At 67.1% G+C, this 20,331-nt stretch carries 16 protein-coding genes; 11 read left to right on the top strand and 5 right to left on the bottom strand.

Annotation, left to right across the window (positions count from 1 at the left end; all coding sequences use genetic code 11):
* Positions 1-6 precede the first annotated feature (6 nt).
* On the top strand, positions 7-2,004 hold the full coding sequence (gene tkt, locus AC5P8Y_RS18970) for a transketolase (RefSeq protein WP_049404046.1): 1,998 nt from the start codon (positions 7-9) through the stop codon (positions 2,002-2,004).
* A gap of 125 nt (positions 2,005-2,129) precedes the next feature.
* On the opposite strand, the gene AC5P8Y_RS18965 is transcribed toward tkt, so the two are convergent.
* Positions 2,130-4,082 carry an acetyl-CoA hydrolase/transferase C-terminal domain-containing protein gene (locus AC5P8Y_RS18965; RefSeq protein ID WP_049404048.1) on the bottom strand — a complete coding sequence of 651 codons (1,953 nt, stop codon included), beginning with the start codon at positions 4,080-4,082 and terminating at the stop codon, positions 2,130-2,132.
* 34 nt (positions 4,083-4,116) lie between these two features.
* Positions 4,117-4,674, bottom strand: coding sequence for a flavin reductase family protein (locus tag AC5P8Y_RS18960; protein WP_049404050.1), 558 nt, complete (start codon positions 4,672-4,674; stop codon positions 4,117-4,119).
* 118 nt (positions 4,675-4,792) lie between these two features.
* Here AC5P8Y_RS18960 and AC5P8Y_RS18955 point away from each other — a divergent pair, with 118 nt between their 5' ends.
* The 3 genes from AC5P8Y_RS18955 to AC5P8Y_RS18945 are packed head-to-tail and all read left to right on the top strand — an operon-like array spanning position 4,793 to position 6,910.
* The gene (locus AC5P8Y_RS18955; RefSeq protein ID WP_012481135.1) at positions 4,793-5,158 is read left to right on the top strand and encodes a BlaI/MecI/CopY family transcriptional regulator; all 366 of its coding nucleotides are present in this window, start codon (positions 4,793-4,795) and stop codon (positions 5,156-5,158) included.
* Positions 5,151-6,350, top strand: coding sequence for a M56 family metallopeptidase (locus tag AC5P8Y_RS18950; RefSeq protein WP_049404053.1), 1,200 nt, complete (start codon positions 5,151-5,153; stop codon positions 6,348-6,350). Before AC5P8Y_RS18955 ends, AC5P8Y_RS18950 begins: the two co-directional genes overlap by 8 nt.
* Positions 6,347-6,910 carry a hypothetical protein gene (locus tag AC5P8Y_RS18945; protein WP_024958475.1) on the top strand — a complete coding sequence of 188 codons (564 nt, stop codon included), beginning with the start codon at positions 6,347-6,349 and terminating at the stop codon, positions 6,908-6,910. The genes AC5P8Y_RS18950 and AC5P8Y_RS18945 overlap by 4 nt, the downstream gene beginning before the upstream one ends.
* Positions 6,911-6,965: 55 nt before the next feature.
* On the opposite strand, the gene AC5P8Y_RS18940 is transcribed toward AC5P8Y_RS18945, so the two are convergent.
* From AC5P8Y_RS18940 to AC5P8Y_RS18930, 3 genes are all read right to left on the bottom strand, one after another.
* Positions 6,966-7,766: an MBL fold metallo-hydrolase gene (locus AC5P8Y_RS18940; protein ID WP_322535007.1), complete on the bottom strand. Its 801-nt coding sequence runs from the start codon at positions 7,764-7,766 to the stop codon at positions 6,966-6,968.
* A gap of 11 nt (positions 7,767-7,777) precedes the next feature.
* Entirely contained in the window at positions 7,778-8,596 is an 819-nt protein-coding gene (locus AC5P8Y_RS18935) for a S1/P1 nuclease (protein ID WP_111109000.1), read from the bottom strand.
* Positions 8,597-8,828: 232 nt separating this feature from the next.
* Complete coding sequence (locus AC5P8Y_RS18930; RefSeq protein ID WP_005410839.1) at positions 8,829-9,458, bottom strand: OmpW/AlkL family protein; 630 nt, start codon at positions 9,456-9,458, stop codon at positions 8,829-8,831.
* A gap of 191 nt (positions 9,459-9,649) precedes the next feature.
* Between AC5P8Y_RS18930 and gap the strand changes: the two genes are divergently transcribed.
* The 7 genes from gap to AC5P8Y_RS18895 all read left to right on the top strand — a co-directional run bounded on the left by gap (position 9,650) and on the right by AC5P8Y_RS18895 (position 20,204).
* On the top strand, positions 9,650-10,654 hold the full coding sequence (gene gap / locus AC5P8Y_RS18925) for a type I glyceraldehyde-3-phosphate dehydrogenase (RefSeq protein ID WP_005410838.1): 1,005 nt from the start codon (positions 9,650-9,652) through the stop codon (positions 10,652-10,654).
* Between the two features lie 125 nt (positions 10,655-10,779).
* Positions 10,780-13,455, top strand: a complete 2,676-nt coding sequence (locus AC5P8Y_RS18920) for a DUF2339 domain-containing protein (protein WP_288468555.1) — start codon at positions 10,780-10,782, stop codon at positions 13,453-13,455.
* Positions 13,452-14,828, top strand: coding sequence for a DUF3999 domain-containing protein (locus AC5P8Y_RS18915; RefSeq protein WP_033834922.1), 1,377 nt, complete (start codon positions 13,452-13,454; stop codon positions 14,826-14,828). The genes AC5P8Y_RS18920 and AC5P8Y_RS18915 overlap by 4 nt, the downstream gene beginning before the upstream one ends.
* A 666-nt stretch (positions 14,829-15,494) precedes the next feature.
* A complete protein-coding gene (locus tag AC5P8Y_RS18910; RefSeq protein WP_049432698.1) occupies positions 15,495-16,670 on the top strand; it encodes a phosphoglycerate kinase in 1,176 nt (391 codons plus the stop codon).
* Positions 16,667-17,320 carry an HAD hydrolase-like protein gene (locus tag AC5P8Y_RS18905; protein ID WP_111109100.1) on the top strand — a complete coding sequence of 218 codons (654 nt, stop codon included), beginning with the start codon at positions 16,667-16,669 and terminating at the stop codon, positions 17,318-17,320. The genes AC5P8Y_RS18910 and AC5P8Y_RS18905 overlap by 4 nt, the downstream gene beginning before the upstream one ends.
* Positions 17,321-17,536: 216 nt before the next feature.
* Positions 17,537-19,003, top strand: a complete 1,467-nt coding sequence (pyk, locus tag AC5P8Y_RS18900; RefSeq protein WP_049432700.1) for a pyruvate kinase — start codon at positions 17,537-17,539, stop codon at positions 19,001-19,003.
* Positions 19,004-19,199: 196 nt separating this feature from the next.
* Entirely contained in the window at positions 19,200-20,204 is a 1,005-nt protein-coding gene (locus tag AC5P8Y_RS18895; RefSeq protein WP_005410832.1) for a class I fructose-bisphosphate aldolase, read from the top strand.
* Positions 20,205-20,331 lie beyond the last annotated feature (127 nt).

Genomic DNA, 20,331 nt, shown 5'->3' with positions numbered 1-20,331 from the left:
AGAACCATGACGCAGCCTACCCGTCGCCAGTTGGCCAACGCCATCCGCTTCCTTGCCGCCGATGCGGTTGAAACCGCAAAGTCCGGCCACCCCGGCATGCCCATGGGCATGGCCGACATCGCCGAAGTCCTCTGGAACGACTACCTCCGCCATAACCCGAGCAACCCGCACTGGTTCAACCGCGACCGTTTCGTGCTGTCCAACGGCCACGGTTCGATGCTGCAGTACGCGCTGCTGCACCTGAGTGGTTACGACCTGCCGATCGAGCAGCTGAAGCTGTTCCGCCAGCTGGGCAGCCACACCGCCGGTCACCCGGAGCGCCACGAGACCCCGGGCGTGGAAACCACCACCGGCCCGCTGGGCCAGGGTTTCGCCAATGCCGTGGGCTTCGCCCTGGCCGAGAAGCTGCTGGCACAGCGCTTCAACCGCCCGGAGCTGGAAGTGGTCGACCACCGCACCTGGGTGTTCATGGGCGATGGCTGCCTGATGGAAGGCGTGTCGCATGAAGCCGCTTCGCTGGCCGGTACCTGGGGCCTGCACAAGCTGGTCTGCTTCTGGGACAACAACCACATCTCCATCGACGGCAACGTCGAAGGCTGGTTCACCGACAACACCCCGGAGCGTTTCGAGGCCTATGGCTGGAACGTGGTGCGCGATGTCGATGGTCATGACCCGGAGAGCATCAAGGCCGGCATCGAGGCCGCGCTGTCGCAGAGCGACAAGCCGACCCTGATCTGCTGCCGCACCACCATTGGCTTTGGTTCGCCGAACAAGGCGGGCAAGGAATCCAGCCACGGCGCACCGCTGGGCAAGGACGAACTGGAAGCCACCCGCAAGCAGCTGGGCTGGGAATACGGTCCGTTCGAGATCCCGCAGGCGATCTACGACGGCTGGCGCGCCAACGGCGCCGGCACGCTGCGCCAGGCCGAATGGGAACAGCTGTTCGACAAGTACGCCAGCCAGTACCCGGCTGAAGCGGCCGAACTGACCCGCCGCTCGCATGGCGAACTGCCGGCCGACTTCGTTGCCAAGGCCGATGCCTACATCGCCCAGGTGGCCGCTGAAGGCCCGACAATCGCCTCGCGCAAGGCCTCGCAGCTGGCCATCGAAGCCTACGCACCGCTGCTGCCGGAAATCGTCGGCGGCTCGGCCGACCTGGCGCACTCCAACCTGACCCTTTGGAAGGGCAGCAAATCGGTTGCCAGCGACGACGCCAACGCCAACTACGTGTACTACGGCGTGCGCGAGTTCGGCATGACCGCCATTGCCAACGGCCTGGCCCTGCACGGTGGCTTCATTCCGTTCGACGCCACCTTCCTGGTGTTCAGCGACTACGCCCGCAACGGCGTGCGCATGAGCGCGCTGATCCCGGCCCACGCCATCCACGTCTACACCCACGACTCGATCGGCCTGGGCGAAGACGGTCCGACCCACCAGCCGGTGGAGCACCTGGCCTCGCTGCGCTACATCCCGAACAACGACGTGTGGCGTCCGTGCGATGCGGTCGAGTCGGCGGTGAGCTGGAAGGCTGCGATCACCCGCCAGGACGGCCCGAGCTGCCTGGTGTTCAGCCGCCAGAACCTGCCGCACCAGCCGCGCAACGCCGAGAAGATCGCCCAGATCGAGCGCGGTGGCTACGTGCTGGCCGATGCCGACGGTACCCCGGACGTGATCCTGATCGCCACCGGTTCGGAAGTCTCGCTGGCCACCGAAGCCAAGGCCCAGCTGGACGCGGCCGGCCTCAAGACCCGCGTGGTCTCGATGCCGTCCACCGACGTGTTCCTGCGCCAGGATGCGGCCTACCGTGAATCGGTGCTGCCGAACGCCGTGCGCAAGCGCGTGGCGGTGGAAGCCGGCGTCACCGGTTTCTGGCGCCAGTTCGTCGGCCTGGACGGTGCCGTGATCGGTATCGACACCTTCGGTGCCTCGGCCCCGGCCGACCAGCTGTACAAGCACTTCGGCATCACCACTGCCCACGTGGTGGAAGCGGCCAAGTCGCTGTAAGCAGCTTCGCGACGTAATGAGGAAAGGCCGGCGCACGCCGGCCTTTTCTTTGCCGCAGGAAAAAGGGGACGGAGGGGATTAAGTCGTTTGTGCACATGCGACTTAATCCCCTCCGTCCCCTTTTCTCAGGCGGTACGCGCCAGCGCCAGCCGCAGCAGTCGCGCGTCCAGGCGCTCGGCGAAGTCCTTCGGGGCCTGTAGACCCATGCGCTGCAGGTACACCGCATCGCCGTCGCCGGCCGGTTGCCGCAGAGCCGCCCAGACCGTGCGCAGCTTGTCGCCGCGGGTCTGCGTGTTGGCCTTCAGCCAACCCAGCGCCTTCACCAGCACCTGCTCGATCTCGTTGAAGTCGCTGCCCAGCGGATAGTCCGGCAGGCTGCCGTCGGCGCGGAACGGTGCCAGCGCCGCCGCCAGCGCCTGTGGCGTGTTGCGCTGCTGGCGCTCCGGATCCGGTTGCGTGGCTGCCAGCAGCTTGCGCGAGGCCTGCGCCTGCTGCAGCAGGCCGCTCTGGAACGGGGCTTCGGTGATCGCAGTCATCGCATGCACGCAGTCCTCGTCGGTCAGGCCGCGCAGATCGGCGATGCCGTATTCGTTGAGGTAGATGTCGCGCAGGTGGCGGGGGATGGTGGTGTGCCCGTAGTTCCAGCGCACGTTGGATTCGCGCTGGCCCTTGTCATCGCGCGCCGCGCGGAACATCAAGACGCTGCGCGCTTCCGGCAGGGCATGTGCCATCGCCACGAAGTTGTACTGGCCACCCACGCCGGACACCACACGTCCGTCGTCCAGCGCATCCGACACGGCCGCGCCCAGTGCAGTGGCCATCATGCAGGAGTTGAAGAAGCGCGCATGGCGGCGTTGCAGGCGCTCCAGCGTCTCGTTGCCGCCATACAGCTGGTTGATTTCGCTGATGCGGCGCATGCCGATCGCACGGCATTCGTCTTCCGGCAGCGTGCGCAGCCACTCGTAGAACTCCGGCGAGCCCAGGTAGAACGCGCCGTGCAGGTACTCGCCCTCGGCCGCCAGGGTGGCGTGGTCGATGGACAGCGTGCTGCCGTTCTCGATGCGCTGCATCAGCGCCAGGTCGTCGTGCACCTTGCGCTTGATCACCCCGGTCTGCACCAGCCGGCGGAAGCCTTCGTTGAGCATCTCGCTGCAGCCGTACAGGCCCACCTCGAACGGATCCAGTCCGCCGATCTCCTTCACCAGCGGATGGCTGGCCAGCTGTGGATCCAGCGCATGCAGCACGCGGCGGTAGCGCGCGTTGTCGGTGTGGCGCAGCACCAGCGCATGGCTGAGGGCGTCGGCCAGCGTGCCGATGCCGATCTGCAGGGTGCCGCCGTCGCGCACCAGCGTGCTGGCGTACAGGCCGATGGCGTAGTCGGCATCGCCCACCGGCTGCCGCGGCAGCCCGAACAGCGCCGGGTACGGCGGTGGCGGGGTGATCACCAGATCGAAGAACGACACATCGACCGTGGCCGAGCCGCCCATGTAAGGCAGCTGCGGATCGATCTCGGCGATCAGCAACGGGCGCGGCAGCCCGCGCGCGGTCATCGCATCCAGCGTGTCCTGGGTGATGTCGTTGTTGCACGACAGCGAAAGCCGGCGATCGTTCGGCCGCATCGCCACCTTCTGCACGATCACCTGCGGCGCGCGCTGCGCGACCGCATCGGCGGCGTGGGTGTAGTTCAGGCTGGTATAGCTGGATTGCGCCTGGCGCGAACCGAGCAGGGCGCCGGACTGCATGTAGAACTCTTCCACTTGCACATGTGCCGGCAGCGCATCGCGCGCGATCGCATCGGCATAGGCCAGGCGCGGGAAATCGTCGCCGAAATGGCGCTGCGCGAACGGCGCCATGAAGCGCGCTTCCAGGCCGTTGCCGCGCGCCTTCGGCGGGTTCAGCGACAGCGCGGTATACAGCTGCAGCGGTCGCGACGGATCGTGCTCGACGCGTGCATAAAGGGCATTGAGCAGCCGATGCGGCTTGCCCAGTGCCAGCGGTGCCCCGATCCGCAGCGGCCCGTCCACGCGCGCAAACAACCAGTCGACGGCGGCGTCCAGGTCGGTGAGGTGTTCGGTCATGCGCGGCGGTCCTGCGTGTGGGGGAGTGCTGGCATTACAGCATGTCGGGCTTGAACCGCCGTCGACGCGAGACTTCGGCACCGGACACCATGAACTGGCCATCGCCCCGGTAATGCACCGTGCGCGGCAGTTTCGGCCGGGGCGCGACGTGGGCGCGCACGATTTCCCAGATGAACAGGTTGCTCGACTGCACCTGGCTGTCGTCGTAGAGTCGGCATTCGAAGCTCGAATGACATTGGCCGACCAGCGGCGCGCCGACCTCGCGCGCGGGCAGCGCATCGAGCTCGAAACGGGCGAACTTGTCGACCTCGCGGCCGCTGCAGTTGCCGATGTCCACCACGGTGTCGAGCAGTTCCACGCCCGGCACATTGATCACGCACTCGCCGCTGCCACGGGCCAGCGCGTGGCTGTGGTTCGCGTCCCACAGGTAGGTGGCGACCAATGACGGCGAGAAGCCCATCACCATGTGCCAGCCCATCGTCATCAGGTTGCGCTGGCCACGCCAGGCGGTACTGACCAGCACGATCGGGCCAGGTTCGAGGAAGCGGCGGGCCTGCTCGACCGGGAAATCCTTCTTGGGCAGCGCTTTCATCCGGGGCCTGGAGCGGGAGGCATCGATGCTGGCGCAGCCGGGATGAACCTGGAGTCGAGGGGCTTGACAGACGATTCGATTACGCGCGTAATCGTTGCGTCGATTACGGATGTAAACCATGACCCCGATCAGCGAAGCCGAAGCCGTTGTGATGGAGGTGCTGTGGCAGCAGGCACCGCGTAGCGCCGATGAAGTGGTAGCCGCACTGGCCCACCGCGACTGGGCCGAACCGACCATCAAGACCCTGCTCAATCGTCTGCTGACCAAGGGCGCGATTGCTGCCGAACGTGATGGCCGGCGCTACCTGTACCGGCCGCTGCTGCAGCGCCAGGCGTGGGTGGAGGCGCAGAGCCAGGACTTCATCGGCCGTGTCTTTGAAGGGCGCGTTGCGCCGTTGGTCGCGCACTTCAGCGAACGCGGCCAGTTGAGTGCGCAGGACATCGCCGAACTGAAGAAACTGATCCAGGAGCTGGACCATGACTGAGCTGCTCAACGGAGTGTGGCAGGCCAGCCTGTGGTTGGCGGTGGGCGCGGTCCTGCTGGCGGTGATGCGGCCGCTGCTGGTGCGATTGGGGGGCGCTGGTCTGGCATACCGCAGCTGGTGGCTGCTGCCGATGCTGCTGGTGGCACTGATGCTGCCGTTGCCGCAGGTTGCGTTGTTGCAGCAGGTACCCACGCTGCCGCTGAAAGTGCTGCCCGGTGCCATTGATGGCGCGGCCGGCCAGTCCTTGCCATGGGCCGGGTTGTTGCTGGCATTCTGGGCCGTGGGCATGGGCCTCTGCCTGCTGCGCGACCTGCGTGCGCAGCGCCGTTTCGAACGGAGCATGGGTCCACTGACGCCGCGCACCGATGGTAGCTGGCAGGCGAGCGGCGACCCGGGCCTGCCAGCGCTGGTTGGCCTGTGGCGGCCGCGCATCGTGGTCGGCCCTGACTTCGACCAGCACTTCAGTGCACAGGAACAGCACCTGATCCTGCAGCACGAACGCAGCCACCGTCGCAATGGCGACCACTGGGCCAACGGCGCGCTGCTGCTGGTGCGCGCGGTGTTCTGGTTCCACCCGTTGCTGCCCTGGGCCGCACGCCGCTTCCTGCGCGACCAGGAACTGGCCTGCGATGCCCGCACCATCGGCCCGCAGCCTGCGCTGCGCGGCCTCTACGCCAGCACGCTGCTGAAGGCGCAGCTGGTCCAACCGGTTGCGCCCGCGGTCTGCCATTGGCGCAGCCAACCCGTGTTGAAGGAGCGCATCGCCATGTTGAAGCAGTCCAAGCGGAAGGCATTGCCGTGGGTGTCGGGACAGGTACTGGTGGTCGGGGTGTGCCTGGGAATGGGAGCGGTGGCGTGGGCCAGCCAGGGCGGAGGCGCGGGAGGCGCGGCAGGGTCCGTCATGGACCGGGAGATCCAGGTCGACAAGATGCCGCCACCGTCCTATCCGAAATCTGCGGTCGAGCAGCGCCAGGTGGGCGTGGTGAACCTGCGCGTGGAAGTGGACGCCCAAGGCCATCCCACCGACGTCCAGGTGCTCAGCGCCACCAATCCGGGGGTGTTCGATGCTGTCTCGATTGCTGCGGCGCGCAGCTGGAGCTATCGGCCCGCAGTGAAGAACGGCAAGCCGGTGGCCGGTGCCGTGCGCGTCCCGATTACCTACGCCATGGATGACACCGAGGACACGAAGTGAAGCGAGCGCCGCTGCTGATGATGGCCGTGCTGCTGGCGGGATGTGCAACCCAGGATCGCCTGACCACGGCCGATACCCGCAGCGAGAATGTCGGTCACCAGCGCCTGCGACCCGATGCGGGGGGAGGGACCGGCCAGATCCAGCCCTACGCACTGGCCGCCAGCGAAGGCTACCGCATGCCACAACTGCATACGGCACCGGACCCGGTAGTGGGCGAGCGTGATCCACGCACCTCGCTGCCGCCGACTACGGTCTGCCTGCAGGTGGTGGTGGATGCGCAGGGCAGCGTTGAGCGCAGCATCCCGCTGACCGACCGCAGCGAATGCAGTGCGGGTGAGGCACCGGAGAATGCGCCCTTGCTGCAGGCAGCGCAGGAGGCGGTTGCCATGTGGAAGTACTCGTCTGCCGCAGTCTGCCACTTCGCGGCAGGTAAAGTGCCGGCAGATCGCGGCGACTGCCGCAGTGCCGAGCGGGTCGAACCGGTGGCCGTCACCCTGCAGTACGCCTTCACCTTCGAGGTCGTGAAGGGCCGGCAGACGGTCCGTACGCAGGGAAAATGATCGCGCGTGATGCCGGGTGGCGCCGGGCCATGCCCGGCCAGTACAGCGGCGTCGATCAGGCCCCGCCCTGGATGTTGGCCTTCACTGCGGGCTGCATCAGTTTCGGTTCTTCCAGCATGGCATCACGGGCCTGTCGCACGCTGACGAACTCCGCCTCGGCTACGCCGTCATGCACGTGGATGTTGTGCGCGCGCTGTTCGCCGATGGTGGTTTCGTTGGCGAAACTGCGTCCACCCGGGCCGTAGTCGTGACAGACGAACACGCGCGTTGCATCGGGCAGGGCCAGCAGGCGCTGGATCGAGCGGTACAGCTGCGCGGCATCACCACCCGGGAAGTCACAGCGGGCGGTGCCGCCATCGGGCATGAACAGCGAGTCACCGGTGAACAGCGCATCGTCGATCAGGTAGGCGATGCTGTCGCTGGTATGGCCGGGCACGGCGATCACCTGGCAGCGCAGTTCGCCCAGAGCGAAGGTTTCGCCGTCGCTGAACAGGTGATCGAAGATTTCATCTGCGGCAGGAAGCTGCAGGCCATAGCGTGGTGCAAACGTTGCCTGTACCGCGCGGATGCCTTCGCCGATGGCCAGCGTGGCCTGCGGGAACCGATGCTTCAGGCGCCGCCCGGCCGACACATGGTCAGCGTGGGCATGGGTTTCCAGCAGCCAGCGCAGCTGCAGGCCGTGTTGCTCGATGGCCTGCAACGCGGCATGCAGCGGCGCTTCACTGCTGGCGTCGGTATCCGGGTCGTAGTCCAGGACCGGGTCGATCAGCGCTGCCTCGCTACTGGCCGGGTCGCTGACCAGGTAGCTGAAGGTATTGCTGTCACGGTGGAAGAACGACTGCACCTGGACTGACATTGGAACCCTCCTCAGCGCGCGCCGAGCACGCGGTTCAGCAACTGCGCCAGGTTTTCACCGGCTAGTCGCAGCTGCGCTTCGGCCAGCGGCCGGTAGCGCTCGGTGTATTCGTCACCGATTTTACGCGTGGCCGGATAAACGCCAGCTTGCATGGAAATGCGGCAGCTGGCCTCGGCCCACGTCTGCGGGTCGCGCTGCGGGTTGGACTGGCGCGCCAGCTTCGGCGCGCGCTGGCTCTGCAGCAGCGGCAGGTAGCCCGCGTCGTCCAGCTTGCGGGTGTTGAGCATGCCGCTGTCCCACAGCGAGTGCAGGTTGGTACCGCGGTTGCCGAACTGCAGCTGGAAATCGTTGCCGCCCTTGTCGTGCGCGTAACCGGCGTGCATCGGCTGATGGATGTCGCCGACCAGGTGCACGACGAACTTCAGCGCCTGCAGGCGCTCGCCATCGGTCAGGCTGCGGTCGCCGAGGATGGCGCTCTGTGCTTTCAGCGCCTCGACAATGCAGTTGCCGTTCCTGCAGTGCTTCGGTGCTTCGTAATGGCAATTGTCTTCGGCGATGTTGACGTAGTGCCAGCCGGCCGAGCGACGGCCCAGGCCCGGATCCTTGGCACGCAGCTGGTCGGCCCACGGGGCGATGCTGGCCAGCGTGGCGTCCGGTTCGGTGGCCAGCAGGCGGTCCACTTCTGCGCGGGCAGCGGGGTTGAGACGGGCGTCGGCGACTTCGGCGACAAGGCGGTGGCCTTGTGCGCCCCAGGCATGGGCGGGGGCGGAAGCGGACAGCAGGACCGGCGCCAGGGCGGCGGCGAGGAACAGGGAATGCAGGGCTTTCATGCGCACATTCTAGCGGTGTAGGTGGATTGAAGAGCGGCGCGTTCCTGTTCCGAAGCGGGAGCGCAGCGGGAGGGGCGGCGTGTCCCGGCTCTGCTCCCCGCCTTGCCCCAGCTCCGGAACCGCTTCAGTCCCAGGCACAAAAAAAGCCCCGGCAATCACCGGGGCAACATGCTGCGAGGGTTTTGCGTATGGCGGGGGAGCGGGGGCGAAGCCCCCGCGCCCAACACACCGCTTAGAACTTGAAGACGTACGAAGCGCCGTAGACCAGCGGATCGATGTTGACCGTGCCGATCTTCTCGCCGTTCAACTTCACCTTACTGTCGATGTCGATCCAGCGCATGTCCACACGCAGGGCGCCCTTCTCGCCGATCGCGAAGTCGATGCCCGCATGCGCGGCCAGACCCCACGAATCCTGCAGCTTCAGCTTGCTGCCGGCCAGCGCACCGGTGGTGTCTTCGCTGAAGAAGGTCGTGTAGTTCACGCCCGCGCCGACGAACGGCGAGACCTTGCCCTTGCTGTTGAAGTGGTACTGCAGGGTCACCACCGGCGGCAACTGCTTGGTGCTGCCGACGCGGCCGAGGCCATTGATGTTGATGTCGTGCTTGAACGGCAGCGCGGCCAGCACTTCGATGCCCAGGTTGTCGGCAATGAAGTACTCGCCGGTGATGGTCGGCTTGACGTCGTTGTCGACGTCGACCTTCAGCGTGTGGCCGGCCAGCCAGCCGTTGTTCGACTTCGGCGCCACCTGGTGGACGCCGGCCGAGACGGTCCAGTCGCCCTTGGACTGGGCCATGGCCGGGGCGGCGGCGAGGGACAGGGCGGCGGCCAGGCCGGCCAGGATCAGGGGGGAGGTCTTGCGCATGGGGGTGATCTCGTTGCTGGGTGGATGGCGACAGTCTCGGCCTCACGCCGTGCTAACGCTTTGATCCGGATCAAATCCTGTCCGCCGGCCCTCTGGCCCGGGCGCTGGCCCACGGTGGCCAGCCCCGGTTTGCTAGACTTGTGGGCCCTATCCATCCCGCCGCACCCGTAGCGGCCGCAGGAGCTTGAGAAATGGCAATCAAGGTTGGTATCAACGGTTTCGGTCGCATCGGGCGTAACGTCCTGCGCTCGGCGGTGCTGAACTTCGGCGACGACATCGAAATCGTGGCCATCAACGATCTGCTGGAGCCGGACTACCTGGCGTACATGCTCAAGTACGACTCCGTGCACGGCCGCTTCAAGGCCGACGTGGCAGTGCAGGGCAACGACCTGCTGGTCAACGGCAAGAAGATCCGCCTGACCCAGGAACGCGACCCGGCCAACCTGAAGTGGGATGAAGTCGGTGCCGACGTGGTGCTGGAAGCCACCGGCCTGTTCCTGACCAAGGAAACCGCGCAGAAGCACATCGATGCCGGCGCCAGGAAGGTCATCATGTCGGCGCCGTCGAAGGACGACACGCCGATGTTCGTCTACGGCGTGAACGACAAGACCTACGCCGGCCAGGCGATCATTTCCAACGCCTCGTGCACCACCAACTGCCTGGCCCCGCTGGCCAAGGTCATCAATGACAAGTGGGGCATCAAACGCGGCCTGATGACCACCGTGCATGCGGCAACCGCCACCCAGAAGACCGTCGATGGCCCGTCCAACAAGGACTGGCGCGGTGGCCGTGGCATCCTGGAGAACATCATCCCGTCGTCCACCGGTGCGGCCAAGGCCGTCGGCGTGGTCATCCCGGAACTGAACAAGAAGCTGACCGGCATGAGCTTCCGCGTCCCGACCTCTGACGTGTCGGTGGTCGACCTGACCGTCGAACTGGAAAAGGAAGCCACCTACGCCGAGATCTGCGCGGAAGTGAAGGCACAGAGCGAAGGCCCGCTGAAGGGCATCCTGGGCTACACCGAAGACAAGGTGGTGGCCACCGATTTCCGCGGCGAAACCTGCACTTCGGTGTTCGACGCCGACGCTGGCATCGCCCTGGACGGCACCTTCGTCAAGCTGGTCACCTGGTACGACAACGAGTGGGGCTACTCGAACAAGTGCCTGGAAATGGCCAAGGTCATCGCCGCCAAGTAAGGCCGGCGAAGATCGCACACGGACCCCGGCCTGGCCGGGGTTCGTCGTTTATGGGGCCGGCCCTGTCGTAGCATGGGCCGGTCGACCGCTGCCGCTGGGGCGCGGGAACGCTATGGAAGCACGCAATGGAAGCACTGATTGCCCTGGTCGTACTGGTCCTGCTGGCCATCCCGCTGCTGCTGGTGGTGGCGCTGGTGATGATTGCCGGCCTGCGCCGCCGCGTCGCCGCGCTGGAAAGCGCCATGGCTGCCGCGCCGGTCGCCGCCATGCACGCGCCTGAACGGCCTGCGGCCCCCCCTGTGGCCAGTGCCGATCCACCGTTCCTGCGGCCGGTGGCGGCTGCTGCACCGCCTCCGCCTCCGCCTCCGCCTCCGCCTCAGCCAACGCCGGTGCGCGAAGCGGTGCCTGCGGCAACGGAGGCGCCGCGCCCGATCGCACCACCGCCGGTGCCACCCGCGCCGATGCAGCCACCGTTGCCTTCCGGACCGGCGCTGCCGAACTTCATCGAGCGCGGCAGTGGCGCGGTCAAGCGCTGGTTCACCGAGGGCAACGTGCCGGTGAAGATCGGCATGCTGGTGCTGCTGGCCGGTGTCGCTGCGCTGCTGAAGTACGTCAGCGACCAGGGCTGGCTGGTGCTGCCGATCGAGCTGCGCCTGGCCGGTGTCACCGTCGGTGCACTGGGCCTGCTGGCGTTCGGCTGGCACCAGCGCGAGCGCCGGCGCCTGTTTGCGCTGGCCTTGCAGGGCGGTGCCATCGGCGTGCTGCTGTTGACCATCTTCGCGGCCTTCAAGCGTTTCGAGCTGATTCCGCCGGGCTTCGCCTTCGTCAGCTCCATTGCACTGGTGGCCGCGCTGTGCGTGCTGGCGGTGGTGCAGAACTCGCGTACGCTGGCGGTGCTGGGCATCCTCGCCGGCTTCATGGCACCGCTGTGGCTGTCCACCGGCAGCGGCAACCACGTGGGGTTGTTCAGCTACTACGCCGTGCTCAACGCCGGCATCTTCGCCATTGCCTGGTTCCGACCGTGGCGCGCGCTGAACCTGCTGGGCTTCGCCTTCACCTTCGGTATCGGCACGTTCTGGGGCGTGCTGCAGTACGCGCCTGACAAGTTCAGCAGCACCGAGCCGTTCCTGCTGCTGTTCTTCGCCTTCTACCTGCTGATCCCGTTGCTCTACGCACGCCGGCAGCCCGCCGGGCAGCGTGACCTGGTCGATGGCAGCCTGGTGTTCGGTACGCCGTTGGTCGCGTTCTCGTTGCAGGCGGGGATGCTGTACCAGCAGCCGATGACGCTGGCGCTGTGCGCACTGGGCCTGGCCGCGATCTACGCGGCGCTGGCGTGGGCGTTGATCAGGCGCGCGTCGTACACCGTGCTGGCGCAGTCGCACGCGGTGCTGGCGGTGGGCTTTGCCACGCTGGCGGTGCCGCTGGCCTTGTCGGCGCGGGCCACCGGCGCGGTCTTCGCGCTGGAAGGCGCCGGACTGGCCTGGTTGGGCCTGCGCCAGAAGCGCTGGCTGCCGCAGGTGTCCGGCGCGCTGCTGCAGATGGGCGCTGCGTTCGCCTTCGTGGCCGGTGGCGATCACTGGCATGAGGACCTGCGTTTCCTGATCAATCCGACTGCCATCGGGGCGCTGCTGCTGGCCCTGGCCGGCTTCGCGTCGGCCTGGAGCTACCAGCGCAGGTCACGCCACGAGATCGCCCTGGTCTACTACCTGTGGGGCCTGCTGTGGTGGCTGGGCGGCATGGTGCATGAGATCACCCGCTTCTTCCCGTACCGCGCCGAAGTGGACGCGTTGCTGGTGCTGGCCGCCGTCACTGCCTGGCTGGCCGCCGAAATGCAGCGCCGTCAGCCGGCACGCGCACTGGGCGTGACCGCGCTGGCCATGCTGGCGCTGGGCTTCCCGCTGGCGCTGATGCAGAGCGACGCGCACCATCAGCCATTCGCCGGCTACGGTGCGCTGGCCTGGGCGGTGTTCGCGGTGATGGGCGTGCGCACGCTGCTCTGCCTGCGCCAGGGGGGCGACAGCGTGGCGCGCATCGCGCAGTTCCTGTGGTGGCTGTTGTGGCCGTCTCTGCTTTCGCTGCTGGCCCTGTGGGGCGGTGGCGAGGCCGGGCTGGCACAGGGCTGGACCACGTTGCTGGTGACGGTGCCGTGGCTGCTGATGGCGGCGCTGTCGCTGTGGCGCTGGAATGCGCTTCGCTGGCCGCTGGGTGCAGCGTTCGATCGCGTGCGCCAGCCGCTGCAGTGCGTGCTGTTCGGCCTGTTGTCGATCGGCTGGCTGTTCGGACAGCTGCTGCCGGGCGATGCTGCGCCGCTGCTCTGGCTGCCGGTATTGAATCCGGCCGAGCTCGGACAGTGGCTGAGCCTGTTGCTGCTTGCACGCTGGCTGTACAGCGATCAGGCGCCGAAGACCCTGTCGGGAATCCGCATGCCGCTGCTGTCACTGGCAACGTTCGTCGCGCTGACCAGCGTGGTGCTGCATGGCGTGCATCAGTGGGGCGGCCTGTCGTGGAGTGCGTCGATGATGCGTTCCAGCCTGGCGCAGACCAGCCTGACCGTGCTGTGGAGCGTGCTTGGCGTGATTGCCTGGGTATGGGGATCGCGCCGTGGCCAGCGCGTGTTGTGGATGGTCGGTGCCGTGCTGATGGGCGTGGTGCTGGCCAAGCTGGTCATCGTCGATCGCCAGCACCTGGGCAACCTGCTGGGCATCGCATCGTTCATCGCCTACGGCCTGCTGTGCACGGTCGTGGGTTATCTGGCACCGGCACCGCCCAGCGCGGCGCCGTCCGTGGAGGAAAAACAATGAGGAAGTGGAGCAGGGCGCTGCTGCCGGCGATGTTCGGCATGCTGGCCGCCGTCGCGGTGCAGGCCGCCGACTACCGCACGCAGTACGCCGAGCAGTGGCCGTTGACGCTGTCCAGCGCACAGTCCGGTGCGTACAGGGTGGTTCTGGAGCCGGCGATCTATCGCCGTGCAGGTGCCGCAGACCTGGGTGACCTGCAGGTGTTCAACGCCGCCGGCCAATCGTTGCCATCGGCATTGCTGGCGCCGGACCAGCCGCTGGCACAGCCGCCGGTGCAGCGTGAGCTGCCGTGGTTCGCGCTGCCGCCGCTGGCCGAAGCACAGCGCAACGATCTGCAGTTGCTGACCGAGCGCGATACCGATGGCCGTGTCCGTCGCGTCGAAGCACGCGTGAGCGGCGGTGCGGCAGCGAACGGGCAGGGTGGTTGGCTGATCGATGCCAGCGTGCTCGGCCAGCAACCGTTGGCGGCACTGGTGCTGGACTGGGCTGACAGCGGACAGCCGTTGCAGGCGCAGGTGCAGCTGGATGCCAGCGACGACCTGCAGCACTGGCGTCCGATCGGGCGTGACATCCCGCTGGTCGACCTGCAGCGTGCTGGCAAGCGCCTGCTGCAGCGCCGCCTGCAGGTGGACGGCGAGGCGCGCTATCTGCGCGTGCTGGCGCAGGGCGATACGCGCCTGCCGACGCTGCGCAGCGTGCTGGCCGAGCTGCCGCCGGCGCCGGCCACGCTGCCGTGGGAGTGGCTGTCGCTGGAACCGACCTCGAAGGGCAAGGGTGAATACACCTTCGAACTCGACGGCCGTTTCCCGGTAGCGCGCGCGGATGTGACCAGCACCGACAACAGCCTGGTGCAGTGGACGTTGTTCAGCCGCGATGACGAGAGTGCGGAATGGCAGCGCCGCAGTGCGCCATGGATTGCGTACCAACTGCAGCAGGGCGCGCAGGGCCAGCGCCAGCAATCAGCGGCCCAGCCGCTGGGGGGCGTGCATCGTGACCGCTACTGGAAGCTGGTGGCGAACCCGGCGGAAACTGCGACCGCACCGACCCTGCGCTTGGGCTACCAGCCGGAAGTACTGGTGTTCCTGAGCCAGGGGGCAGCGCCGTATGCACTGGCAGTGGGCAGCGCGACCGCGCGCCGCATGGAAGCGCCGATCGGTGTGTTGATCGAGGAACTGCGGCAGCGCAATGATCCGTCGTGGCAGCCGACGCTGGCGCGCCTGGAGGGCAGCCCGGAGCCGCTGGCCGGTGACGCGGCGCTGAAGCCGCAGCACGATTGGAAGGCGTGGTTGCTGTGGGCGTTGCTGGGGCTGGGTGTGTTGGTTGTTGGCGGCCTGGCGGTCAGCCTGCTTCGGCAGAAGCCGGCGCCTTCGGAATAGGTTCCAGCGAACGGCGCAGCCCCTCGGGGGTGGCTGCAAAGCGCGATCCCGGGGATGGGCCGAGCGGATGGGCTGGGCAGGGGACGCCGTGAATCCGTCCCTGGAGGCTTAGCCGCGCCATCCATGGCGCGGATACCCCTGCCCAGCCCACCCGCCCGGCCTCTGACAGTTTCCGTGTGCGTCCACCCACGGAAAGAAAAAAAGAAGAGCAACAGCTGCTTGGCTGGGCGCTCTTTCTAGAGCCGGGCCCACGCTCGGCTGCTCTCCACGAGATCTCCAGCCGAGCATCAGCTCGGCTCAACCTTCCATCTCCCTCCGACACCAGAAACCGCCTTTGCTTTCGCCGTCCGCTCCGCCTCATGAACCTGTCGAGGCCGGGGTGGTCTGGGCTCGCGGGGGCGTAAGCGCCATGGATGGCGCGCCCGAGCCTCCAGGGATGGATTCACGGCGTCCCCCGCGAGCCCACACCGCCCCGGCCCACTCACGGCACCACGAAGCGCCAGCGCTTTGGCTCTGGCTGTGCTGTTGCTGCTGCAGTTGCAGTTGCAGTTGCAGTTGCAGTTACGCCTCTGCCTGCCGCAGGCATCGACCCTCCCACCACCCGCACCCGATACAATGGCCGCCTGCCGCATTCCGGCATCCCGTCCCCGAGCCAAAGAGTTGCCCATGTCCATCGTCCGCATGACCGACCTCGACCTCTCCGGCAAGCGCGTGCTGATCCGCCAGGATCTGAACGTGCCGATCGAGAATGGCCGCATCACTTCCGAACAGCGCATCACCGCTTCGCTGCCGACGCTCAAGCGCGCGCTGGAGCAGGGCGCGGCGGTGATGGTCACCTCGCACCTGGGGCGCCCGAAGGAAGGTGTGTGGAGCGAAGCCGATTCGCTGGCGCCGGTGGCCCAGCGCCTGTCCGAGCTGCTCGGTCGCGAGGTTCCGCTGGTGCGCGACTGGGTCGACGGTGTAGAGGTCCAGCCGGGCCAGCTGGTGCTGCTGGAAAACTGCCGCATGAACGTCGGCGAGGGCAAGGACGATGAAGCCCTGTCGAAGAAGTACGCCGCCCTGTGCGATGTGTTCGTGATGGACGCCTTCGGCACCGCGCACCGTGCGCAGGCCTCCACACACGGTGTCATCCGCTTCGCCCCGGTTGCTGCCGGTGGCCCGCTGCTGATGGCCGAACTGGACGCACTGGCGCAGGCGCTGGATGCACCGGCCAAGCCGCTGCTGGCCATCGTCGCCGGCAGCAAGGTCAGCACCAAGCTGGAACTGCTGGCCAACCTGGTCGGCAAGGTCGACCAGCTGATCGTCGGTGGTGGCATCGCCAACACCTTCATCGCTGCCGCCGGCTACAACGTCGGCAAGTCGCTGTACGAGCCGGACCTGCTGGACACCGCGAAGAAGATCGTGGCCGATGCCAAGGCGCGCGGCGCCGACATCCCGCTGCCGGTGGACGTGGTGACCGCCAAGCAGTTCATGCCCGACGCGGTCGCCCAGGTGAAGGCAGTCGACGCCGTTGCCGAAGATGATCTGATCCTGGACATCGGCCCGCAGACCGCGGCGCAGTACGCGCAGCTGATCGACAAGGCCGGTACCGTGGTCTGGAACGGCCCGGTCGGTGTGTTCGAGTTCGAGGCCTTCAGCAAGGGCACCGAAGCGCTGGCCCGCGCCATCGCCAGCTCCAGGGCGTTCTCCATCGCCGGTGGCGGCGACACCCTGGCGGCGGTCGACAAGTTCGATATCGCCCAGCAGGTCAGCTACATCTCCACCGGCGGCGGCGCGTTCCTGGAGTTCCTGGAGGGCAAGACCCTGCCGGCGGTGGCCGCACTCGACGCGCGCGGCGCATGAGTGCCGGGCACAGCAAGGATGTCCTGTTCTTCGACCTGGACGGCACGCTGATCGACTCGCAGGTGGGCATCACCGCCTGCATCGCCTATGCGCTGCTGAAGATGGACCATCCGGTGCCGCCGCAGGAGACGCTGCTGGGCTGGATCGGTCCTTCGCTGCGTACCACCTTCACGCCACTGTTCGTCGAACCAGCGCGGGTGGAGCAGGCGGTGGGCTATTACCGCGAGCGCTTCGACGCCGAAGGCTGGCGCGAACACACGGTGTACCCGCAGGTGGAAGACACCCTGCGCACGCTGCATGGCCGAGGCCACCGCCTGGCGGTGGTCACCGCCAAGAACGAGCCGCATGCGCGCCGCATCCTTGCGCACCTGCCGTTTGGCGGGCTGTTCGAGGAGATCGTCGGTTCGACCCTGGACGGCTCGCGCAGCCACAAGCCCGAGCTGGTCGGGGAGGCACTGCGCCGCCTGCAGCTGCAGCCCGCACAGTGCTGGATGATCGGCGACCGCCGCATGGACATCGAGGGCGCACGCCACCACGGCCTGCGCAGCGTGGGCGTGCTGTGGGGCTTTGGCGGTGAGGCCGAACTGACCGAAGCCGGTGCGGGCCAGCTGGCTCGCGAGCCGGCACAGCTGACGACGCTGTTGGCCTAGCCACCCCGCCTGGAGAGCTGGCCCCACGCTCGGCTGATTGCGGCCCACGGTGCAGCCGGGCATGGCCCGGCTCTACAGAACACCCTGCGCCAGCGTATGTCCGGGTGATGTCCGTTCCATGACCCGCGAAGTCAGGCAGCACAAGGCTGTAACCGTATACATGCGGCGTGAAGGATGTGCTAATTTCCGTTCTTTATCGGGAGAGGCCCATTCACCATGTTCGAGCGTCAGCGTCGCACCAAGATCCTTGCCACCCTCGGTCCGGCCACTGATCCGCCGGGCGTGCTGGAGGATCTTTTCCGCGCCGGCGTCAACGTGGTGCGCCTCAACTTCAGCCATGGTGACCCGTCCGGCCAGGCCAAGCGTGCCGCCGAAGTGCGTGCCGCCGCCGCCCGCGTCGGCGTGGAAGTGGGCATCCTGGCCGACCTGCCGGGCCCGAAGATCCGCATCGAGCGCTTCGCAGAAGGCAAGGTGCAGCTGAAGGCGGGCAACCGCTTCGACCTGATCGCCAGCATCAGCGCCGGCCCGGGTGATGCCACCCAGGTGGGTGTGAGCTACCTCGGCCTGCCGCAGGACGTGGGTCCGGGCGACGTCCTGCTGCTCGACGACGGCCTGATGCAGCTGCAGGTGGTGGAGGTGCAGGGCGAACGCATCATCAATACCGTACTGAACGACGGTGTGCTGTCCGACCGCAAGGGCCTGAACAAGCAGGGCGGCGGCCTCTCGCTGGGCGCGCTGACCGAGCGCGACAAGGAACTGATCGGCATCGTCGCCAAGATCGGTGTCGACTTCATCGCCGTGTCGTTCTGCCGCAACGCACAGGACATGAACGATGCGCGTGACATCGCCCGCTCGCATGGCTGTGATGCTGCGCTGGTGTCGAAGATCGAGCGCACCGAGGCCATCGAGAACCTGGAAGAAATCGTCGAGGCCAGCGACGTGGTGATGGTCGCCCGTGGCGACCTTGGCGTGGAGATCGGCGATGCCGAACTGCCGGGCCTGCAGAAGAAGATCATCAAGGCCTCGCTGGCACAGAACAAGGTGGTGATCACCGCCACGCAGATGCTGCAGTCGATGGTGGAAAGCCCGATTCCGACCCGTGCCGAAGTGCTGGACGTGGCCAACTCGGTCATCGACGGCACCGATGCGGTGATGCTGTCGGCCGAGACCGCTGCAGGTGCCTGGCCGGTCAAGGCGGTCGAAGCAATGGCGCGCATCTGCCTGGGGGCCGAGCGCCAGTTCCAGACCGAGACCGACTTCAACGCTTCGCCGCGCAACCTCGAGCGTGCCGACCAGGCCATTGCCATGGCCACCATGTTCCTGTCCCAGCACGTGGGCGTGCGCGCGATCGTGGCAATGACCGAGTCCGGTGGCACCGCGCGTTACCTGTCGCGTTTCCGCGCCAAGGCGCCGGTGTTCGCGGTGACCCGCCATGACGGCGCGCGCCGGCAGATGGCGCTGATGCGCGATGTGTTCCCGATCAACTTCGACAGCCGCGGCCTGACCCCGCGCGAAGCCGCGCGCGGCAGCATCCGCCTGCTGGTGGAAGCCGAACTGCTGCAGGCCGGCGACCGCGTCGTGTTCACCAGCGGCGAGCACATGGAAACCCACGGTGCCACCAATACCCTGCGCCTGCTGGAAGTGGGTGAAGACGGCCGCGCCATTGGGCTGGGCGATCTGTAAACCCAGTCGGTCTTGGGTCGGAGCCGCTGCGCGGATCCGACCCGGGGTCAGATTCCCAAAGAGGCTCTGACCCCATGCCGCAGGACATCCCTTGTCCTGCGCGGACATTGGAATCGTTTCCATCCTGGCCTCGACACCGGGGCAACGGGCAGCGGGGCTATACTTACGTTTTTCCCGCACCCGCCACAGGAAATACATGAGCATCGAACAGCTGGCCGAAACCGCCCAGGCCATGGTCGCCCCGGGCAAGGGCATCATCGCGATCGACGAATCCACCGCTACCATCGCCAAGCGTTTCGCCGGCGTCGGTATCGAGAACACCGAGGAGAACCGTCGTGCCTACCGCGAGCTGCTGCTGACCACGCCGAAGCTCAACGAGCACATTTCCGGCGCCATCCTGTACGACGAAACCATCCGCCAGTCGACCAGGGACGGCGTGCCGTTCGCCAAGTACATGGCCGACCACGGCATGATTCCGGGCATCAAGGTGGACAAGGGTGCGCACCCGCTGGCCGGCTGCCCGGGCGAGCTGGTCACCGAAGGCCTGGACGGCCTGCGCGAGCGCCTGCAGGAGTACTACAAGCTGGGTGCGCGCTTCGCCAAGTGGCGTGCGGTCATCAACATCGGCGAGAGCATTCCGTCGGGCACCTGCATCGAGTCCAACGCCCATGCGCTGGCCCGTTATGCCGCCCTGTGCCAGGAATGCGGCCTGGTGCCGATGGTCGAGCCGGAAGTGATCATGGACGGCGACCACGACATCGAGACCTGCTACGAAGTCACCGAAGCCACCCTGCGTTCGCTGTTCGACGCGCTGTACCAGCAGAACGTGCTGCTGGAAGGCACCATCCTGAAGGCGTCCATGGTCATCTCCGGCAAGAACTGCGATGAGCAGGCCGACGTCGAGGAAGTGGCCGAGTCGACCGTGATGTGCCTGAAGAGCACCGTGCCGGCCATCCTGCCGGGCGTGGTGTTCCTGTCCGGTGGCCAGAGCGACGAGCAGTCCACCGAGCACCTGAACGCGATGAACCAGCTGGGCAACCTGCCGTGGCCGCTGAGCTTCTCCTACGGCCGCGCCATGCAGCAGGCCGCGCTGAAGCTGTGGGCCAAGGACATGAAGGGCAACTACGCAGCCGCCCAGAAGACCGTGTACGAGCGTGCCAAGGACAACGGCCTGGCTGCGCTGGGCAAGTGGAACGGTTGATCCGTCCCATCGCTGGATGAACAAGGCAGCGCCGGCATCACGCCGGCGTTTGCTTTTGCGGGTATCTTTTCCGCCCCCGCGTGCCCGGCCGGTACGCGGGAACCACATGGAAGGCCAAGGAGAAACA

Source organism: Stenotrophomonas sp. YJH_SMC_12-1 (assembly GCF_059370935.1).
Note: the sequence above shows the minus strand (reverse complement) of the source record. Positions and strands in the feature narration are given on the sequence as shown.

Bases quoted from the DNA above. Each gene is read 5' to 3' on its own strand.
- AC5P8Y_RS18960 (WP_049404050.1), bottom strand. From the start codon at position 4,674: ATGAAAGCGCTGCCCAAGAAGGATTTCCCGGTCGAGCAGGCCCGCCGC.
- gap (WP_005410838.1), top strand. From the start codon at position 9,650: ATGGCAATCAAGGTTGGTATCAACGGTTTCGGTCGCATCGGGCGTAAC.
- AC5P8Y_RS18955 (WP_012481135.1), top strand. From the start codon at position 4,793: ATGACCCCGATCAGCGAAGCCGAAGCCGTTGTGATGGAGGTGCTGTGG.
- AC5P8Y_RS18920 (WP_288468555.1), top strand. From the start codon at position 10,780: ATGGAAGCACTGATTGCCCTGGTCGTACTGGTCCTGCTGGCCATCCCG.
- AC5P8Y_RS18940 (WP_322535007.1), bottom strand. From the start codon at position 7,766: ATGTCAGTCCAGGTGCAGTCGTTCTTCCACCGTGACAGCAATACCTTC.
- AC5P8Y_RS18905 (WP_111109100.1), top strand. From the start codon at position 16,667: ATGAGTGCCGGGCACAGCAAGGATGTCCTGTTCTTCGACCTGGACGGC.
- AC5P8Y_RS18915 (WP_033834922.1), top strand. From the start codon at position 13,452: ATGAGGAAGTGGAGCAGGGCGCTGCTGCCGGCGATGTTCGGCATGCTG.
- AC5P8Y_RS18930 (WP_005410839.1), bottom strand. From the start codon at position 9,458: ATGCGCAAGACCTCCCCCCTGATCCTGGCCGGCCTGGCCGCCGCCCTG.
- pyk (WP_049432700.1), top strand. From the start codon at position 17,537: ATGTTCGAGCGTCAGCGTCGCACCAAGATCCTTGCCACCCTCGGTCCG.
- AC5P8Y_RS18895 (WP_005410832.1), top strand. From the start codon at position 19,200: ATGAGCATCGAACAGCTGGCCGAAACCGCCCAGGCCATGGTCGCCCCG.
- AC5P8Y_RS18950 (WP_049404053.1), top strand. From the start codon at position 5,151: ATGACTGAGCTGCTCAACGGAGTGTGGCAGGCCAGCCTGTGGTTGGCG.
- AC5P8Y_RS18965 (WP_049404048.1), bottom strand. From the start codon at position 4,082: ATGACCGAACACCTCACCGACCTGGACGCCGCCGTCGACTGGTTGTTT.
- tkt (WP_049404046.1), top strand. From the start codon at position 7: ATGACGCAGCCTACCCGTCGCCAGTTGGCCAACGCCATCCGCTTCCTT.
- AC5P8Y_RS18935 (WP_111109000.1), bottom strand. From the start codon at position 8,596: ATGAAAGCCCTGCATTCCCTGTTCCTCGCCGCCGCCCTGGCGCCGGTC.
- AC5P8Y_RS18910 (WP_049432698.1), top strand. From the start codon at position 15,495: ATGTCCATCGTCCGCATGACCGACCTCGACCTCTCCGGCAAGCGCGTG.